Origin of the sequence: Collinsella sp. AF38-3AC (assembly GCF_003474365.1) — a bacterium.
Taxonomy (GTDB): domain Bacteria; phylum Actinomycetota; class Coriobacteriia; order Coriobacteriales; family Coriobacteriaceae; genus Collinsella.
This window is the reverse complement of sequence record NZ_QROM01000017.1, coordinates 1-17,878: the sequence shown is the minus strand read 5'-3', so window position 1 is coordinate 17,878 and position 17,878 is coordinate 1. Positions and strand designations below refer to the sequence as shown.

Sequence of the window (17,878 nt, the reverse complement as noted above, 5' to 3'; positions counted from 1 at the left end):
CTCGTGTTTAGTTTTCGGATTGCTTTGCCGCCGCCCCGGAACGCTCGGCATCCCACGCAACGAGCGTCTCGTGAACCGCTTTGGCGACATCGGCAGGAATGCCTCGAACTTCCGCGATCTCTTGCTCGCTCGCCGCGCGCAAACGCTTCATCGAGCCAAAATGACGCATAATGGCACGTTTTCTGGTGGGTCCCACCCCTGGAACGTCATCGAGTATCGAAACCGTCATGGCCTTATCGCGCAGCTCGCGATGGAATGTAATTGCAAAACGGTGCGATTCATCGCGAACCTGTTTGATTAGATAGAGCGAAGCAGACCCGGTCGGCAGCACGACGGGCGTCTCGTCCCAAGGCACGAAAACCTCCTCATCGGCCTTTGCCAAGCCGCAAACTGGTATATCGAGCCCCAGGGCCTCAAGTTGTTTGATCGCAGCCGTCAATTGCGGTTTGCCGCCGTCGACAACAAGCAGATCGGGCCGCGAGCCAAAGCGCTCATCGGCCATGCGTTCGGGAGCGTAGCGTCGTCCCAAAACCTCGGACATCGACACGAAGTCGTTTGCCTCGTCCAATTCGGCCTGAATTTTAAAACGACGGTACTGGCTCTTGTCAGCGCGCCCGTTGGTAAACACTACCATCGAGGCGACGGTAAAGGTTCCGTGCAGCGTCGAGATATCGAAGCACTCGATACGCATCGGCGGCGCCGGCAGCGCCAGCGCGCTTTCGAGCTCCAGGAGCGCTTGATTGGTGCGGTCGTCAGCGTACCCCGTTCGCATCATGTAGCGCATGAGGGCATGGCGCGCATTTTTGGATGCCATAGCGAGCAAACGGTGCTTTTCGCCACGCTGCGGCCTATGGAGATGGCAGGAACGCTCGCGCTTGCCTGCAAGCCACTCCCCCAGCGCCTCCGCATCCTCAAGCTCGACGGAGAGGTTGACCTCAGCTGGAATATCAGCCGTCTCATCGTAATAGCGTTTAAGAAAGCCCGACTGGAGCTCTTCCTCGTCAACATCAAGACCCTTGTCGAGAATGAACTCGCAGGTGCGAACTGTTCGGCCCTCGCGAACGACGAAGACGCAAGCGGCGGAGATGGTCTCTTCGCGATAGAAACCGATGACATCGATATCGACACTGGAGGGAAAAACGACTTGCTGACGATCGTCCAGACCCCTGATGACCTCCAAACGACGTTTGACGCGTGCCGCGCGCTCAAAGTCGAGCGCCTCGGCGGCATCCGTCATCTCGGAGGTCAGCTCATCGACGACATCCTTGCGATGGCCCGACAAAAAGCGCTCGACACGCTTGACGTTCTTGGCATAGTCTGCCGGGGAAATCGCACCGACACACGCACCCGGTCCGCGCCCGACATGGTAGTCAAAGCAGGGGCGCCCGTTTTGCGCGCAAATCATATTGACGATGTCTTCCTCGCCCTTGTGGGACTCGACGATACGGCGGCAACGACGCCACTCCGCACAGGATGCGGAGCAAATGGGAATAACCTTGCGCAGCGTATCTATCGTCTCACGTGCCGCACGGCTATCGGTATAGGGTCCAAAATAGCGCGTTCCCGGCTTATGACGCTCACGCGTGTATTTGATAGCGGGATACAGGTCGCCCTTTGTAATGGCGATAAAGGGGTAGCTCTTGTCGTCCTTGAGGTCGACGTTAAAGTACGGATGGTACTGACCAATCAAATTGCGCTCGAGCACCAACGCCTCATGCTCGGTCTCCACCACGATATAGTCAAAGCTCGCCACCAGCTGCATCATCAGCGGGATCTTTTGACGCTCATCCTGCAGTGTCACGTATTGACGCATGCGGGCGCGTAGGTTTTTCGCCTTGCCCACGTAGATGACATCGCCCTTGGCGTCTTTCCAAAGGTAGCAGCCGGGCTGCGTGGGAACGCGCGAAACCTGCTCGGCAAGCGTTGGAATGTTGTCGTGACCGGCCACGCGCACCTACTTGCGACGAAGCAGCGCCGAGACCTCGGGCATCTTAAGAACGACGGCAAGGCCAAAGGTAACAGCAAGCGAGACGACACCCGCAACGCAAACGTAGCCAAGAGTAATCAGAATCGAGCCGCCAAGTGCCCCGACAAAGTGCTCAAGCGCCCACATGACGCCGGCGCCTGCGGCAGCACCCAGGCCACCGAGCAAAAGGCCAAAGAAACCGCCATGCAGGATAGATTTGACCTGAAGGCCACGCAGACGACGACGCAGCCACCACAGCGAACAACCGACCAAGATCACGTAGTCAACGACATACGAAAGCGCGATTGCCGGCATACCGAAGCCCAGCACAACGCCAAACAGCAGAACCGAGCCGGCCTGGCCGATGGCGGAATACAGGCAATAGCGGCTATAGGGCTTCATGTCGAGCAAGGCAGAGAAGCTCTTCTGCATCAATACGACCACGCCGTAGAGCGGCAGCGAGAACGCCAGGTAGACAAGGAACTCGGACACCAGCGCCACGCCGGACTCATCAAACTTGCCGGCACAGTAAATCATGTTGAGCGGACGCGCGAAGACAATCAGGTACAGCGTGAACGGAATCAGGAAGAACAGCATCTGGGCGACGCCACGCGAAATGCCCGTGCGAACGCTGTCGTAATCCTTCTCCTGTGCGTCGTGAGAAAGCTCGGTATAGAGCGCCGTCGAAAGCGAGGCGGCAATCAGCGCGTAGGGCAGCGTGTACCACAGACGCGCATAGGCGATGACGGAAGGACCAGTCTCGGGCTGGACCACCAGCGCGGCAGCGTTGGTGATAGAAGTCGAGACAAACATGCACACCGTGGCGAGCAGCGTCGGGATACCGAGCGCAATCGTCTGGCGCAGTGCGGGGTCCTTAAAGTCGATATGGATATGGGGATGCACGCCGTGCTTACCAAGCGCGGGGATCTGACATGCCATCTGAACAAAGACACCGAGGGTCGTACCGGCCGCAATCAAGATGATGCCGGCACGTTCGCCAAACTGTGCGGACACGGGCGCAAAACCCATAAAGCTCGCAATGACGATCACATTGTTGAGGACCGGGGCAAACGTCGACCAGAAGTAGTCGCGGTGTGCGTTGAGAACGCCCGAGAACACCGAGCCCAAACCATAAAACAGAATCTGGATGGCAAAGAAACGGAACATGAACGCAGCGGTATCCATGCTGCCGCCGTCACCCGAAAGGAACGATTGCGTCCAGATAAAGCCCGGGGCGAACACAGTCCCCAGCAACGAAATGCCACCCAGCACCAAAAGCAGAATGCCAAGCAGGTTGCCCACGTACTCGTTCGAGGCCTCGCGACCCTGCTCACGCCTCACGCCCATGTACACGGGCAAAAAAGCCGTCACGAGCATGCCGCCCATCACGAGTTCGTAGAGCATATTGGGCAGGTTGTTGGCGACCTGATAGGAGGACGAGAGTAGCGACATGCCGATAGCGGCCGCCATTGCCCACGTGCGGATAAAACCGGTGACGCGAGACACGATGGTCAGGATGGTCATAAGCCCGGCGGAACGACCAACCGTGGAGTAGTCCGACGAACCCATATCGTCTACGTCGTCCTGAGAGTCCTCATGAGCCTCATCTTGTGGCAGCAAATCGTCCACGACGACAAAGGAGCCGGTCATCGCAAAGGGATCGTCAACCAAAACGGCCTCATCGGCAGGTGCGGCGTCATCGCTGTTCGGCATGTTGTTGCCGGATACGGCATCATCTTCGAATATGGCATGGTTGCCAAACACCGTGTCAACTTCTTTGGCGGCGGCGGTTCGGGCAGAAAACGACAGAGGGTCCCAGTCGTCATCGCCATCGATGGCCACACCCTCGACGGGATCGGTCGAACCAAGCGGCGACCATTCGTCATCCGAAAGAAGCGGTTCGCCATCATCATGAGCCGCGGGCTTGGCGGAACGAGCGGCAGGAGCGATCTGCGGCGTGCTCTTTCCCTGGGCTGCCATCAAAAACACCGCCGTCTCATCGGGACGCGGCGCACGAGGAGCCTCGGAGGCGATCGGCATCACGCTGGCGCTCGATTGAGCGGCGGCCAAAAAGACAGCCGTCTCATCGGGACGAGCCGAAGAAAGAACCGCACGGGGAAGTGCCGTGCCGGCACCGGCGGCACGCAAGTACACGGCCGTCTCGCCCGGGTCGGCGGCAGCGGACCAGGCGTTTCGAATCTCGTTATCGAACGAAACGGCCTCGGGCGCGGGCGTCTGAGGAGCCGACCCTTTTGCAAAGTGAGCTCCGCGCTTTGATTCTTCCTGCGGCATCGTTCAGTCCTCTCTCGTGATCGGGGCAACCGTCGCCCCGCAAAATGCAACTAAGTCGTCGGGGGCAAGCTCAAGCTGATAGCCACGCTTACCGCCTGAGATAAAAATGGTATCCCAAAGGACGCATGTCTCATCGATCAGCGTCCGAAAGCGTTTTTTCATGCCGACTGGACTGCAGCCGCCCCGGACATACCCCGTCGCGGCAAGCAAGTCCTTAACATGCATCATGGTCAGCGACTTTTCGCCAGCGGCGCGCGCGGCGGCCTTTAGGTCAAGCTCGTCGGCAACGGGAATACAGCACACAACGTGTTCATTGGACGGCGCCACGCAAACCAAGGTCTTAAAACCCTGGCCAGGCTCCTCGCCAAGTTGTTCCGAAATTGCAACGCCTAAACCCGCCGACTCATCGCCATCGTCTTCATACGTATGGAGAATATAGGAGATGCCGGCGTTTTCCAGCTCGCGCATCGCATTGGTTTTCGGCGTCTTTGCAGCCTTTGCCATGGCATGTCCCTTCCCTCGCATTCGAACGTAACGCCTAAGTATATGTCCAATGTAGCCGCATACGTCATCTCGACACACAGAAGCGCCACCGAATCGAAAGGAATCGGTGGCGCTTCTCGCATGACGGCGTCTCTTTACTGGGCGTCGAGTTGTGCTTGACGCTCGCGGTCGCGCTCGAGCAGCGGGGCCAAGAACTTGCCCGTGTAACTCTGTGAACATGCCGCGACCTGCTCTGGCGTACCCGAGACCACGACAGTTCCGCCGCCATTGCCGCCCTCGGGGCCCATATCGATCAGACGGTCGGCAACCTTGATGACATCGAGATTGTGCTCGATCACCAGAACCGTGTTGCCCGCATCGACCAGGCGCTGCAGCACGTCGAGCAGCTGGCGGACATCCTCAAAATGGAGACCGGTCGTCGGCTCATCCAGAATGTAGAACGTCTTACCCGTCTGACGGCGGTGGAGTTCCTTGGCGAGCTTTACGCGCTGTGCCTCGCCACCCGAAAGCGTCGTTGCCGGCTGGCCCAAGCTCACATAACCCAAGCCCACATCATACAGAGTCTGGAGCTTACGCTTAATCTGAGGAATATTGCCAAAGAAAGCCAGCGCCTCGGTGACGCTCATGTCGAGCACGTCAGAGATGGTCTTACCACGGTAGGTGACCTCAAGCGTCTCGCGATTATAGCGCTTGCCGCCGCAGACCTCGCAGGGGACATAGATATCGGGAAGGAAGTGCATCTCGATCTTGATTTGTCCGTCGCCCTTGCATGCTTCGCAGCGGCCGCCGCTCACGTTAAAGGAGAAACGTCCGGGCGAGTAGCCGCGCGCCTTCGACTCCGGTGTGCTCGCAAACAGCGCGCGCAGATCATCCCACAGGCCAATGTACGTAGCGGGATTGGAACGCGGTGTGCGGCCGATCGGCGACTGGTCAATGTCGATCACCTTATCGATGCACTCGATACCCTCGAGCTTTTTGTACGGGCCCACGGGACGCGTCGAGCGATGAATGGCATTCGTAAGGGCAGGCGCGATGGTGTCGGTAACCAGGGAGCTCTTGCCCGATCCCGACACGCCGGTAACGACCGTAAGCGTACCGAACTCAATCTTGGCGGTAACGTTTTTGAGGTTGTTGGCACGGGCGCCCGTGATCTTAAGGCAGCCGCGACCGGGCTTGCGGCGCTTGTCGGGAACCCGAATCATTCGCTTGCCAGTCAGGTAGGCACCCGTCATCGAATCGGGGCACGCCATGATATCGGCAGGCGTTCCCGCGGCGACCACGTGTCCGCCGTTCACGCCCGCGCCGGGGCCCATGTCGATCACATAGTCGGCAGCACGAATCGTATCCTCATCATGCTCGACGACGATGACGGTGTTGCCGATATCGCGCAGGCGCTCAAGTGTCTTGATCAGGCGCTCGTTATCGCGCTGATGAAGGCCGATCGATGGCTCGTCCAAAATGTACAGGACACCCATGAGACCGGCGCCGATCTGCGTTGCCAGGCGAATGCGCTGGGCCTCGCCTCCGGAAAGCGTCGCCGAGGCACGGTCGAGGGTCAGATAGTCGAGTCCGACATCGACCAGAAAGCGCAGGCGCTCCAGGATTTCCTTAACAATGCGCCCGCCGATAAATTGTTGGCGCTCGGTAAGCTCCAGGCCCTCAAAAAACTCGAGCGACTCGCGGCACGACAGGCAGCAGACCTCGTAAATGGACTTACCGCCTACGGTAACAGCGAGCATCTCGGGGCGCAGACGAGCACCATGGCAACTCGAGCACGGCTCCTCGCGAATGTACTTCTCCAAGCGCGCCCTGGCGTTCTCATTCGTCGTCTCGTTATAGCGCTCGTACAGGATATTGCGCACGCCCGAGAACTTGGTGTCCCACTGGCTGCGACGCCCATCGAGCTTTTGATAGTCGACCGAAATCTTCTGGTCGCCCATGCCGTCTAAAAACGCGCGACGCACCCGCGGAGGCAGATCCTCCCACGGCGTACCGACGCTCACCTTAAAGTGTTTGCAGACCGCAGCGAAAATCTGCGGATAGTAGTTAGAGTTGCCAAACAGGCTGCCAAAGACCCCGTCGGCGATCGACTTCGAGGGGTCTTCGATTAGCGCTTCGGCATCGACCGTCTTCTTAAAGCCCAGGCCATCGCACTCGGGGCACGCGCCATAGGGCGCGTTGAACGAAAAATCACGCGGCTGAAGATCGTCAATGGAGTGTCCATGCTCCGGGCACGCCAAGGCCAACGAATACTCCAGCAGCTCGCCCTCGGTCCCCTCGGGAGCATCACGATCGGGCAGCATGTACACGTTTACATTGCCGTGAGCCAGCGCGGTCGCCTGCTCAACAGACTCGGCGATACGGCCCAGAGAGTTCTCGCGGATCACGATGCGATCGACCACGACCTCGATATCGTGCTTAAACTTCTTGTCCAGATCGATCGGATCGTCGAGCGAGCGCACTTCACCGTCGACACGCACGCGGCTAAAGCCCTCGGCGCGAAGGTCCTCAAACAGTTTAGTGTACTCGCCTTTTCGCCCGCGCACCACCGGTGCCAGCACAAACGCGCGGCGACCCTCCCCCGCGGCCAAGACCTTGTCGGCAACCTGGTCGGTCGTCTGGCGCTCAATGACGCGGCCGCATTCGGGACAGTGAGGGGTGCCCACACGGGCGAACAGCAGGCGCAGATAGTCGTAAATCTCGGTTACGGTGCCAACCGTCGAGCGAGGGTTTTTAGACGTCGTCTTTTGGTCGATCGACACCGCCGGCGAAAGGCCGTCGATTGAATCCAAGTCGGGTTTGTCCATCTGGCCCAAGAACTGGCGCGCATAGCTCGAAAGGCTCTCGACGTATCGACGCTGGCCCTCGGCATAGATAGTGTCGAATGCCAGCGAACTCTTGCCCGAGCCAGAAAGACCGGTAATGACCACGAGTTGGTCACGCGGAATGGAAACATCGATATCACGGAGGTTGTGCTCACGAGCGCCGCGAATAACGATAGAAGAATCAGACATGGAAGCTCCTTGCCTCCTATTGCATCGAATCATACTGCCGATGAGTTTAGCGCACTCGACGCGCACAGATGTTCGTAATACAAGATTCGCAGACCTTTAGCTTTGCGTATCGGGCGCTTTGTTTCTCGAAATGCCGTGGAAAGGTTACAGTAATCTAATACTGAACTTAATTTGCTGTACCAGAGGAACGTCCATGACCGAAGATATCCCCCTTGAAATCACTTCGAGCGACATGGCCAATCTGCCCATATTCATCGCCGTCCTTATCGTGGCCGCCGTCGTCGTGCGCGTGTATTTTTCAATCAAACGCAACGAAAAGCCACCCATTGCCCGCGTCTTTTGGTGCGCGACGCTCCTCATCCCGCTCGGCGTGGTAGCTGCATGGGTTACGAATCAATTGCTCGTAAATGAGGGCAGCTCCCTATGGGTCCTTTCTTATTCGGCGCTCGGTGCTGCCGCCGTCATGCTTCTTGTCGAGCCCTTGGTTTCGGGACTTATCGACCAAACCGACCTTGCGACGGGAACGGTTGCCTGTATTTGCCGTGACATCCTTGTCATCGCCGCTGTTTCAGCGCTCTCGTTCGTTTCACTCGAAATTGCCTGCAACGAAACGTTCTATCGCATTCCCGCCAACTCATTCGGGTTTTCCGTCGGGCTGCTCGCGACGGTTCTGCTCTCCCTTTATTTGCTGGGACAGCGTCATGGAGGCGTCATGGCTCTCGTGCCCGTCGTCTGCTGCATCCTTGGCATTGCCGAGCACTTCGTCATAACGTTTAAAGGCGAAGCCATCCTGCCAAGCGATATCTTGGCCCTTGGCACCGCAATGGAAGTGAGCGAGGGATACGAGTTTACCTTTACCGCCGGAATCGTAACCTCTCTCGCCCTGCTGGAGATTTCCCTGGGGCTTCTTTCGCTCATCCGACCGCGAAAGCTCCGTACGCCCACCCATGTCTTCCCCGCTATCGCCGCTAACCTCTGTGCTTTTCTGCTAGTGACCGTTGTGGGGCTCTCAGGCTTTTCCAACATCGACTTGGAGCAGGCGCTGGATTTTGGATTTGACCGTTGGCAGCCCATCACCACGTATGCGTCTCAGGGTTTTATCACTTCGTTCACCGAAATGGTCAACGAGTTGCCCATTGAGAAGCCCGAAGACTATACGCCCGATGAGGCGCAGAGCATCGAGCAGAAGCTCGCCGCCGCCTACGACAGCACATATGGCTCGAGCGAGCAGCGCGCGGCGGCCGTTGCCCAGTTCAATGAAATCAAGCCGACGATTGTTGCCGTCATGAATGAGAGTTTTAGCGACCTTTCGTGCTTTGAGCAGCTCCAGGCGGCCGGGTACACCGGCCCCGCATTCTACAACTCGCTTCCCGACACACTTGTTCGCGGCACCATGCTCGCTTCGGTCGCCGGTGGCGGAACGGCGAACTCCGAATTCGAATTTTTGACCGGAGCGACAACGGCCTTTGTCGGATTAGGCAAGATCCCCTATCAGCTGTATCAGATGAATGGCGTAAACAGCCTGGCAAAGGACCTTAAAGAGCTTGGGTATACCACTACCGCTATGCACCCGCAAAACCCCGTCAACTACCATCGAGATAAAATCTATCAGCAGCTGGGCTTTGGAGACTTTCTTTCAATCGGCGATTTCGAAGGTGCGCCCTATTACCATGCCGGCGTATGCGACTACGTCACCTACGACAAGATACTCGACCTGCTTAGAACCGACGAAGCGCCGCAGTTCATCTTTGACGTCACGATGCAAAATCACGGCGGCTACGACTATGGCACCGTTCCCGCCGAAGAGCTGACAAACTATTGGGTCGAGGGAGCCAGCGAAGGCGCCAACAGCGCGCTCAACACCTATCTCACCTGCATCAACGCATCCGACCGGGACCTCGAGTACTTTATCAACGAGCTCCGCAACATCGGCAGACCGGTTGTTCTTGTCTTTTTTGGCGACCATCAGCCGAGCGCCGCAACGACTCTCAACGACGAGCTGTACCCTCAGGAAGATACGGCAAGCCACGCTTTCCGTATCTATCAGTCGACATATCTCGTCTGGGCTAACTATGAGATCGCCGGCAATACCGAGCTCAACGTCTACGACACCGTCGGGGCAAACGAGATTGCAGCCATTACCCTTAATAAGATCGGCGCCCCGCTCACCAATTACCAAAAGGCCCTGCTTGCGACAAGGTCAGATGTGCCCACCATCAATGTCGCCGGCTATCTCGGTGCCGACGGGCTGCGCTACGACTTGGAATCGAAAGACAGCCCCTACGCCTCGACGATCGACAAGCTGCAGCGCATGCAATACCTCGAGTTCGCCAGCAAAGTTCAGTAAGCCCGCCCATTCGCTTGGGCCCATCGTATTGCAAGCACGCTCGGCCCAAACGCATCGCAAATGACTCCCGCTCGCAAACGAGGGTACAATGACGCTCGTGTCACATCGCGGGGCCCCGGCCCCAGCATATACAAAGGAGTCATACATGGGTTGCGAACACGCACAGGCCGCCGGCGGACAAACGTCGCCGTCGCAATTTGAGGAGAACACGCTGTCCGAGGTCAAGCGCGTCATCGCCGTGCTTTCCGGCAAGGGCGGTGTCGGCAAGTCATTTGTCACCGGTGCCATCGCCACCGAGCTTGCCCGTCACGGCCACAAGGTCGGCGTCCTCGATGCCGACATCACCGGTCCCTCTATCCCCAAGATGTTCGGTATGAGTGGACGCCACGTCCATGCCCTTGGCAACCTTATGCTGCCCGAAATCTCCGAGCACGGCGTCAAGGTCATGAGCTCCAACCTGCTGCTCCAAAACGAGACCGACCCCGTCCTTTGGCGCGGTCCGGTCATCGCAGGCGCCATTAGGCAGTTCTGGAGCGAGACCTCGTGGGGCCCCATCGACTACCTACTGGTCGACATGCCTCCGGGAACAGGCGACGTCGCGCTCACCGTCTTCCAGTCGCTGCCGGTCGACGGCATCGTCATCGTCACGAGCCCGCAGGATCTGGTCTCGATGATCGTCGCCAAGGCGGTCAACATGGCCGAGAAGATGAACGTCCCCATTCTGGGCATTGTCGAGAACATGAGCTATATTGAGTGCCCCGACTGCGGCAAGAAGATCGAGGTCTTTGGCAAGAGCAAGCTCCCCGAGGTCGCAGAGCGCTATAACCTCGACATCTTGGGCCAGCTTCCCATTAATCCGGCACTCGCCGAGGCCTGCGATAAGGGCGAGGTCGAGACCGCGCTGCCCGATGGCATGTTGCCCAAGGCAGTCTCTGCCGTCGAGGCTATTACCCCGCACGAGACCGACGAGGCCTAAGTGAACGCGAGCGCCCTCTATGACGTCTTGGTAATCGGCGGCGGGGCTTCAGGCCTCGCCGCCGCCATTACGGCCGCACGTGCTGGCAAAAGCGTCTGCATCGTTGAGCGCGATGTCGCCTGCGGCCTTAAGCTCCTTGCGACCGGTAACGGCCGCTGCAACCTCTCCAACGAATCGATTGATCCTCAGCGGTATAACCACCCCGCATTCGTCGAATCCGTCATGGGCCCCCAGCCCGAACAAGAGCTTATGGGTTTCTTCTCCTCGCTGGGCATCATGACAACCTCCGAGGAAGGCCGGCTGTACCCGCGCTCCCTTCGCGCCGAATCGGTGCGCGACGCGCTTCTCAACGTTTGCAACCGCCTAGGTATCACCTTAATCTGCGGAGCCAACGTTGCCTCGGCGCACAAAGTTTCCGAAGGCTGGGCACTCCAAATAGACCGTCCAGCGCGGGCGCTCAAGGCAAAAAGGCACGACGACCGAAAATCGGAGCTCCGCTCGCTTCGGAAAACGCTCGCCGATGTCCCTCGCAAGAACGAGGCCCTGCAGGCGCATGCCGTAATTATCGCCACGGGCGGCAACCCCACCGGTATCGCCGATACGTTTAGCCTCCCCCTCACTTCGCTGCGCCCCATCCTCTGCCCCGTATCGGCAACGGTCGTTGGCGATCGGGCGGCACTCAAGACGTTGGATGGTCTGCGCGTCCGCGCCCGCTTGACGCTCACCCGTAACCATAGTGAGCTCTGGCACGAAGACGGTGAAGTACTGTTTCGAGCCTTCGGCATCTCGGGCGTCGCTGTCTTCAACCTCTCCCGTCGTATCCAGCGCGGCGATACGATCCTGCTCGACGTTTTCCCCGACCTCTCCAAAGACGAGCTGCTCGATATGCTCAACCGGCGCGTTGAGCTGCTCGGCGGCTTTTCGCCCCGCGATCCCCGTTGGCTCGACGGCATGCTCGCCCCGCAACTCTCCCGCGTCGTCTGTACAGCGTTCGAGCAGTGCCATCCAGGCTCCAACGATGTCATCCACCTGGTCTCGATCCTCAAGCACTTTAAGTTGCTCGTCGAGGGAACAGCCGAGGAGCGCTCGGCGCAGGTCACGCGTGGTGGCGTATCTGTCGAGAGCATCTCAACACCCAGTCTACGCGCGCGCAGCGTTGTCGACGCCCCGCTTTACGTCTGCGGCGAAGCGCTCGACATCGACGCCGATTGCGGAGGCTTTAACCTTGCGTGGGCCTGGCTCTCGGGCATTCGCGCTGCAAGCAGCCTGTAGCCGCGCAGTCTATAATCAAAAACGCATTCGGGCCGTCTGGGATACCGGACGGCCTCTTTCTTGCCTCTAAGGAGACCTCGATGATCGAAATCACCCAAGTCAACGCGTCGCTCGATGAAGCCGGCGATGAAAATACCTGCCTCATTGTTGGCAAGCGAGTCGCCAAGCGCATCCTACGTTGCAAGGACTCCGAGATCAAGTCCATCGAACTCCACCGCAAGTCAATCGACGCTCGCAAAAAACGAGACGTCCATTTTATCCTGAGCTTTCGTGTTGAGCTGACTAGTCCCCACCTCGAGCGAGAAGCGGTCGACAGCGTTGCCGAGCGTGACCGCTCGCGCGTACGCGCGATAGAAGACGATGAGCCTTCATTCCCCTCCCCCGTCTCCGACGCACCTCAAGAACGCCCTGTCGTTGTCGGCGCCGGATGCGCCGGCCTTTTCGCTGCGCTCACGCTCGCCAAAGCAGGTCTTAAGCCCTTGCTTATCGAGCGCGGCGACCCGGCATTTCGCCGCTCGCAGACGATCGACCTCTTTCTAAAGGAGCGCATCCTCGACCCCGAGAGCAATATTCAGTTTGGTCTGGGCGGCGCGGGGACCTTCTCGGACGGCAAGCTCAATACGGGAACAAAAAATCCCGCCCATCGCCTTATCCTCGAAACCTTCGTCGAGGCGGGTGCGCCCCGCGATATTCTGTGGGATGCCAAGCCGCACATTGGCTCCGACATCCTTCCCAAGGTTGTCACCGCTATATCCCAGCGCATCGAGCAGCTCGGAGGTGTCGTCCGTTATCGAACGAAGCTCGTCGACATTCGCATCGACGCGTCTGGCGCCATCACCGGTATTGATGTCCAATCGTCCCAAGACGCCGCTTACGAGCCAATCGAGACAAAGCACCTCATCCTCGCCTGCGGGCATTCTGCTCGCGATATTTTTGAGCTCCTTAAGGACCACAACGTGGCCCTCACACAAAAGACCTTTGCCATGGGCGTTCGCATCGAGCATCCGCAACGCGACATCGACAGAGCCCAATATGGAGCCTCGGCGGGACATCCAGCGCTCGGGGCGGCCCCCTACAAACTTGTTGCCCATCTTCCCAACGGCCGCAGCGTGTTCTCGTTTTGCATGTGCCCCGGCGGACAGGTTGTTGCCGCCTCTTCAGAACCGTGCCATCTGTGCGTCAACGGGGCTAGTCTCAATGCCCGCGACGGACGCAACGCAAATGCCGCCCTGCTCGTTAACGTCACGCCTGAGGACCTTCCCAACGATGACCCGCTCGCCGGCATCGAGCTCCAGCGTGCCTGCGAGGCGGCCGCCTATCGCCTGGGCGGTTCCAACTGGAACGCACCGGCACAACTCGTCGGAGATTTCCTCGCAGGACGCGCCAGCAAGGCGCCCGGAAAGGTAAAGCCCACCTATCCGCTCGGTGTGACCTGGACGGCAATTGACGAAGCCCTACCGCAGCATATCGTCGAGTCGCTCCGCCTGGGACTTCCCCTACTCGGAAAAAAGCTACGAGGCTACGACCGTCCCGATGCCGTTCTTACCGGCGTGGAGACTCGTTCGAGCTCACCGGTCACTGTCACCCGAGACCGAACGTGCCATGCCGTGTCGACCCCGGGCCTCTACCCTTGTGGCGAGGGAGCTGGATATGCCGGCGGCATCATGAGCGCGGCCACCGACGGCATCCGTTGTGCCGAAGCCCTGATCGCGGACCTCTAACGCACGAATTTCTGCGCGCAAAAGACACAGGCCCCGAGCTCCACAGGGAACTCGGGGCCTGTTCGCTATTTCTTAAACCGTGTACCCTGGCGTTTTCTGCCCGATGCGAACGTGGAACCCTTGCGGGCCTGCGAACGTAAGCGCTCGATCGTCTCGTCCTCAGACGCGCCCTCGAGCATCGCCCGAATCTGAACGACGGCATCGCGCAGGCGCGCCGCCTCCTCAAAGTCCATGGCGGCAGAAGCGTTGCGCATATCCTCTTCCATGGTTTCGACGATCCGCACAAGCTCGTCATGCGGCAGTTCTTCCAACTGCTCCGCAAGTGTCTGCTCGGGCGCCACCGTTTCCGGCACGCCGCCCTCGCCCGACTCATCGGGCGTATAGAATGCGCCATGACCAAGAGAGTCGCCCTTCGAGCGCCCCTTGGAACCCACAGTTTTTTCGGCCTCGGCAATAAAACTTGAGATGTCGTTGATGGCCTTGCGCACTGTCTTGGGCACAATGCCATGCTCTTCGTTATATGCCATCTGAATCTCGCGACGGCGCTGCGTCTCCTCGATGGCCTCTTTCATCGAATCGGTCACAACGTCCGCATACATGATGACTTCGCCATCGGCGTTACGGGCCGCGCGGCCAATCGTCTGAATCAGCGAACGGCGGTTGCGCAAGAATCCTTCCTTATCGGCATCGAGAATTGCCACCAGTGAGACCTCGGGAAGATCCAAGCCCTCGCGAAGCAGGTTGATGCCAACGAGAACATCGATCTTGCCCTCGCGCAGCGTTCGCAGGATCTCGACACGGTCCATTGTCGCCGTATCAGAATGCATGTAATTGACCTTAATGCCCGCATCGAGCAGATGGTCGGTCAGGTCCTCGGCCATGCGCTTGGTCAACGTGGTCACCAGCACGCGCTCCTTGCGGGCAACGCGCTCGCGAATCTCGTCCTCAAGATCGTCAATCTGACCGCGAACCGGACGCACATCGATCTTGGGATCGAGCAGACCGGTCGGACGAATAATCTGCTCAACGTCGTTCTGGCTAACCCGCAGCTCATAGTCGCCCGGTGTTGCCGAAACGTAGATGAACTGGGGTATCCTTGCCTCAAACTCATCGAAACGAAGCGGGCGGTTATCGAGCGCCGAGGGCAGGCGAAAACCGTGTTCCACCAGCGTCACCTTACGCGAGCGGTCACCTTCGTGCATGCCGCGAATCTGCGGCACCGTCACATGGCTCTCATCGATGATGCAGAGCATATCCTTGGGAAAGTAATCGATTAGGGTAAACGGCGGCTCACCCGGCTTGCGACCGTCCAGATGACGCGAGTAGTTCTCGATGCCGTTGCAAAAGCCCATCGTCTCGAGCATCTCAAGATCATAATCGGTGCGCTGCTGCAGACGCTGCGCCTCGAGCAACTTGTCGGTCGCCTTGAGCTCCGCCACGCGCTTCTCGCACTCTTCGCTGATCGATTTCAGAGCCGCCTTGACCTTCGGCTTCTCGGTCACATAGTGTGATGCCGGCCATACGGGGATGGCCTCGTACTCACGAAGCATCTCACCGGTAACCTCATCGATCTCGGCAATCAGCTCGACCTCGTCGCCAAAGAACTCAAACCGCAACGGATGCTCAGCATAAGGCGGATACACGTCGACAACATCGCCGCGCACGCGGAACGTGCCACGCGCCAGGTCATAGTCATTGCGATCATATTGAATGTCGATAAGTGCATGGATAAAGTCATCGCGCTCGAGCGGCACCTTCTTGTCGACGTTTGGAGCCAGACCCGCATAGTCCTCAGGAGAGCCAATGCCATAGATACACGAGACCGATGCGACAACGATCACATCGCGTCGAGAGAGCAGTGACGCGGTCGCCTGATGGCGCAGCATCTCGACCTCTTCGTTAATCGAGGAGTCTTTCTCGATATATGTATCGCTTTGCGGCACATACGCCTCGGGCTGATAGTAGTCGTAGTACGAGACAAAGTAGACCACAGCGTTGTTGGGAAAGAACTCTTTGAGCTCGCTCGCAAGCTGAGCGGCGAGCGTTTTATTGGGAGCCATGACCAGCGTCGGCTTCCCCAGGGCCTCAATAGTCTTAGCCATCGTGAAGGTCTTGCCCGAACCAGTCACGCCCAGCAAAACCTGATAGCGATCTCCGTCCCTCACACCCTGCACAAGCGACTCAATGGCCTTAGGCTGGGAACCAGCGGGCTCGTATGGAGACACGACCTCAAACGGCACCTCAGAGCCCTCAACGCCAAAACGTTTGAGCTCTCCTCCAACACGCTCAACTTCAAATTCCGCCATGGATACTCCTAACTCATATATCTGCAGTATACGCAGGCGGCAGGCATAGTCCTATACGAACCGATCGGGATAGAGGGTCTTATAGCGAACCCAGGCATTATTGACACGAATCAGATACGCCTGCGTCTCGGGAAAGGTGATTGCATTATGAAGCGACGTACTTTGCTGCGCCCATCCGTCGACATTGCCCATGCCAGCGTTATAGGCGGCAATGGCACTGTCGGTCGACCCGTTAAAATACGCTAGAAGATACGAAAGATACGCACAGCCAAACTCGATATTTGTAGCCGGATCGTTAAGGTTGTCGGCCGAATACTCGCCACCGTCGACAAGGCCCTTGGCGATCATATCCTGAGCAGTCTCGGGCATCAGCTGCATCAATCCCTGAGCACCTTGATTCGACTCGGCCTCGGGATCCCAATTCGATTCAGACTTAATGACAGCACACACCAAATACGGATCCAAATTATGCGAAATGCTGGATTGCTTTACATACGCCTCGTAGTCAATCGGATACAGCGGTTTAAAGAAAGCAGCAGGAGCATACGAGTAAACGAATGAGATAAGGCCAAAGACAAAAACGGCAGCCAGCGGTATAAGGCGATACCAAGTAAGGAAACGTGTCTTAGGCATCGGCCTCCTCCTTATCCACAACATCCACGAACCCATGGCGCGCAAGCCATGCATCCAGTTGTTCAAAGAGCGAGTTATCGCCTGCCGCATTATCAATAACCGTTGTAGCAAGATTGCACAGCGCAGACTCATCGGGCTGGCAAGCAGAACGGGCATCGAAATCAGATGGCTCCATGCCACGTTGTATAGCACGCTCGCGACGAACTGACAAAGGAGCGCTGATAACCAGAATTTCATCAGCCAAGCCAAATGCATCCTCAAAACCAGTCGGAGCAGAAACCTCGACTACCGCAAAGGGATAACGGGGAGACGAAACCGTACAACAAACCGGATCGAGAATCCTAAGCGAAAGCTGTTCAATGAGAACGGGATGCACGATACCATTGAGCCGTGCGGCCGAATCAGGAGAAGCGAAAGCTCGAGAAGCGAGGATGCTGCGGCGAATGGCGCCTTCCTCATCCAAAATGTCCCAACCGAATTCATCCGCGAGAGCATTGACGATATCAGAGCCCGGAACATACAGCGATTTTGCAAGCTCATCCAGATCGATAAGCATAGCGCCACGAGATTCGAAATAGCGGCAGGCAGTCGACTTACCCGAAGCAATATTGCCCAAGACAAATACGGTAAACATCAAGCCCTCCCTAACGCCAATGCGAGTAATTATCGCTCAAATACACTAGAAGGGCTCAAAATACAGCCAAACAGTAAGAGCGCATAAGAGGGAGCTAGGTCCCAAAGCACAACGTGTCTTTAACGCAAAAAAGAGGGAGGCCGCGAGGCCTCCCCCTTCTTCAGTTCAAGCGTACGGCTCGGTGCCGTCCACCGGTCAGCGGCGCCCTGGCCT

Annotated in this window: 11 protein-coding genes; 4 read left to right on the top strand and 7 right to left on the bottom strand. The window is 58.2% G+C overall.

Going from position 1 to position 17,878, the window contains the following annotated elements:
- Nucleotides 1-7: 7 nt before the first annotated feature.
- The 4 genes from uvrC to uvrA all read right to left on the bottom strand — a co-directional run bounded on the left by uvrC (nucleotide 8) and on the right by uvrA (nucleotide 7,776).
- Nucleotides 8-1,948, bottom strand: a complete 1,941-nt coding sequence (gene uvrC / locus DW029_RS09010) for an excinuclease ABC subunit UvrC (RefSeq protein ID WP_370220290.1) — start codon at nucleotides 1,946-1,948, stop codon at nucleotides 8-10.
- A gap of 6 nt (nucleotides 1,949-1,954) precedes the next feature.
- Nucleotides 1,955-4,258, bottom strand: coding sequence for a murein biosynthesis integral membrane protein MurJ (murJ, locus tag DW029_RS09005; protein WP_233543846.1), 2,304 nt, complete (start codon nucleotides 4,256-4,258; stop codon nucleotides 1,955-1,957).
- Between the two features lie 3 nt (nucleotides 4,259-4,261).
- The gene (gene ybaK, locus DW029_RS09000) at nucleotides 4,262-4,762 is read right to left on the bottom strand and encodes a Cys-tRNA(Pro) deacylase (protein ID WP_117735354.1); all 501 of its coding nucleotides are present in this window, start codon (nucleotides 4,760-4,762) and stop codon (nucleotides 4,262-4,264) included.
- A gap of 134 nt (nucleotides 4,763-4,896) precedes the next feature.
- Entirely contained in the window at nucleotides 4,897-7,776 is a 2,880-nt protein-coding gene (uvrA, locus tag DW029_RS08995) for an excinuclease ABC subunit UvrA (RefSeq protein ID WP_118345861.1), read from the bottom strand.
- Between the two features lie 193 nt (nucleotides 7,777-7,969).
- Between uvrA and DW029_RS08990 the strand changes: the two genes are divergently transcribed.
- The 4 genes from DW029_RS08990 (at nucleotide 7,970) to DW029_RS08975 (ending at nucleotide 14,092) form a co-directional block, all read left to right on the top strand.
- Nucleotides 7,970-10,123, top strand: a complete 2,154-nt coding sequence (locus DW029_RS08990; protein ID WP_158572654.1) for an LTA synthase family protein — start codon at nucleotides 7,970-7,972, stop codon at nucleotides 10,121-10,123.
- A gap of 145 nt (nucleotides 10,124-10,268) precedes the next feature.
- A complete protein-coding gene (locus tag DW029_RS08985; protein WP_022094864.1) occupies nucleotides 10,269-11,099 on the top strand; it encodes an Mrp/NBP35 family ATP-binding protein in 831 nt (276 codons plus the stop codon).
- Nucleotides 11,100-12,371 (top strand): NAD(P)/FAD-dependent oxidoreductase, encoded by a 1,272-nt coding sequence (locus tag DW029_RS08980; protein WP_118345859.1) that lies wholly within the window; start codon nucleotides 11,100-11,102, stop codon nucleotides 12,369-12,371.
- A gap of 80 nt (nucleotides 12,372-12,451) precedes the next feature.
- Nucleotides 12,452-14,092 (top strand): NAD(P)/FAD-dependent oxidoreductase, encoded by a 1,641-nt coding sequence (locus DW029_RS08975; protein ID WP_118345858.1) that lies wholly within the window; start codon nucleotides 12,452-12,454, stop codon nucleotides 14,090-14,092.
- A 65-nt stretch (nucleotides 14,093-14,157) separates the two neighbouring features.
- Here the strand turns inward: DW029_RS08975 and uvrB are convergent, their stop codons facing one another.
- From uvrB to coaE, 3 genes are read right to left on the bottom strand one after another with little or no spacing between them, the layout of a single operon-like run.
- Nucleotides 14,158-16,398: an excinuclease ABC subunit UvrB gene (uvrB, locus tag DW029_RS08970; RefSeq protein ID WP_118345857.1), complete on the bottom strand. Its 2,241-nt coding sequence runs from the start codon at nucleotides 16,396-16,398 to the stop codon at nucleotides 14,158-14,160.
- A 51-nt stretch (nucleotides 16,399-16,449) separates the two neighbouring features.
- Nucleotides 16,450-17,031: a lytic transglycosylase domain-containing protein gene (locus DW029_RS08965; protein ID WP_117799003.1), complete on the bottom strand. Its 582-nt coding sequence runs from the start codon at nucleotides 17,029-17,031 to the stop codon at nucleotides 16,450-16,452.
- Complete coding sequence (gene coaE / locus DW029_RS08960) at nucleotides 17,024-17,665, bottom strand: dephospho-CoA kinase (RefSeq protein ID WP_118345856.1); 642 nt, start codon at nucleotides 17,663-17,665, stop codon at nucleotides 17,024-17,026. Before coaE ends, DW029_RS08965 begins: the two co-directional genes overlap by 8 nt.
- Between the last annotated feature and the right edge of the window lie 213 nt (nucleotides 17,666-17,878).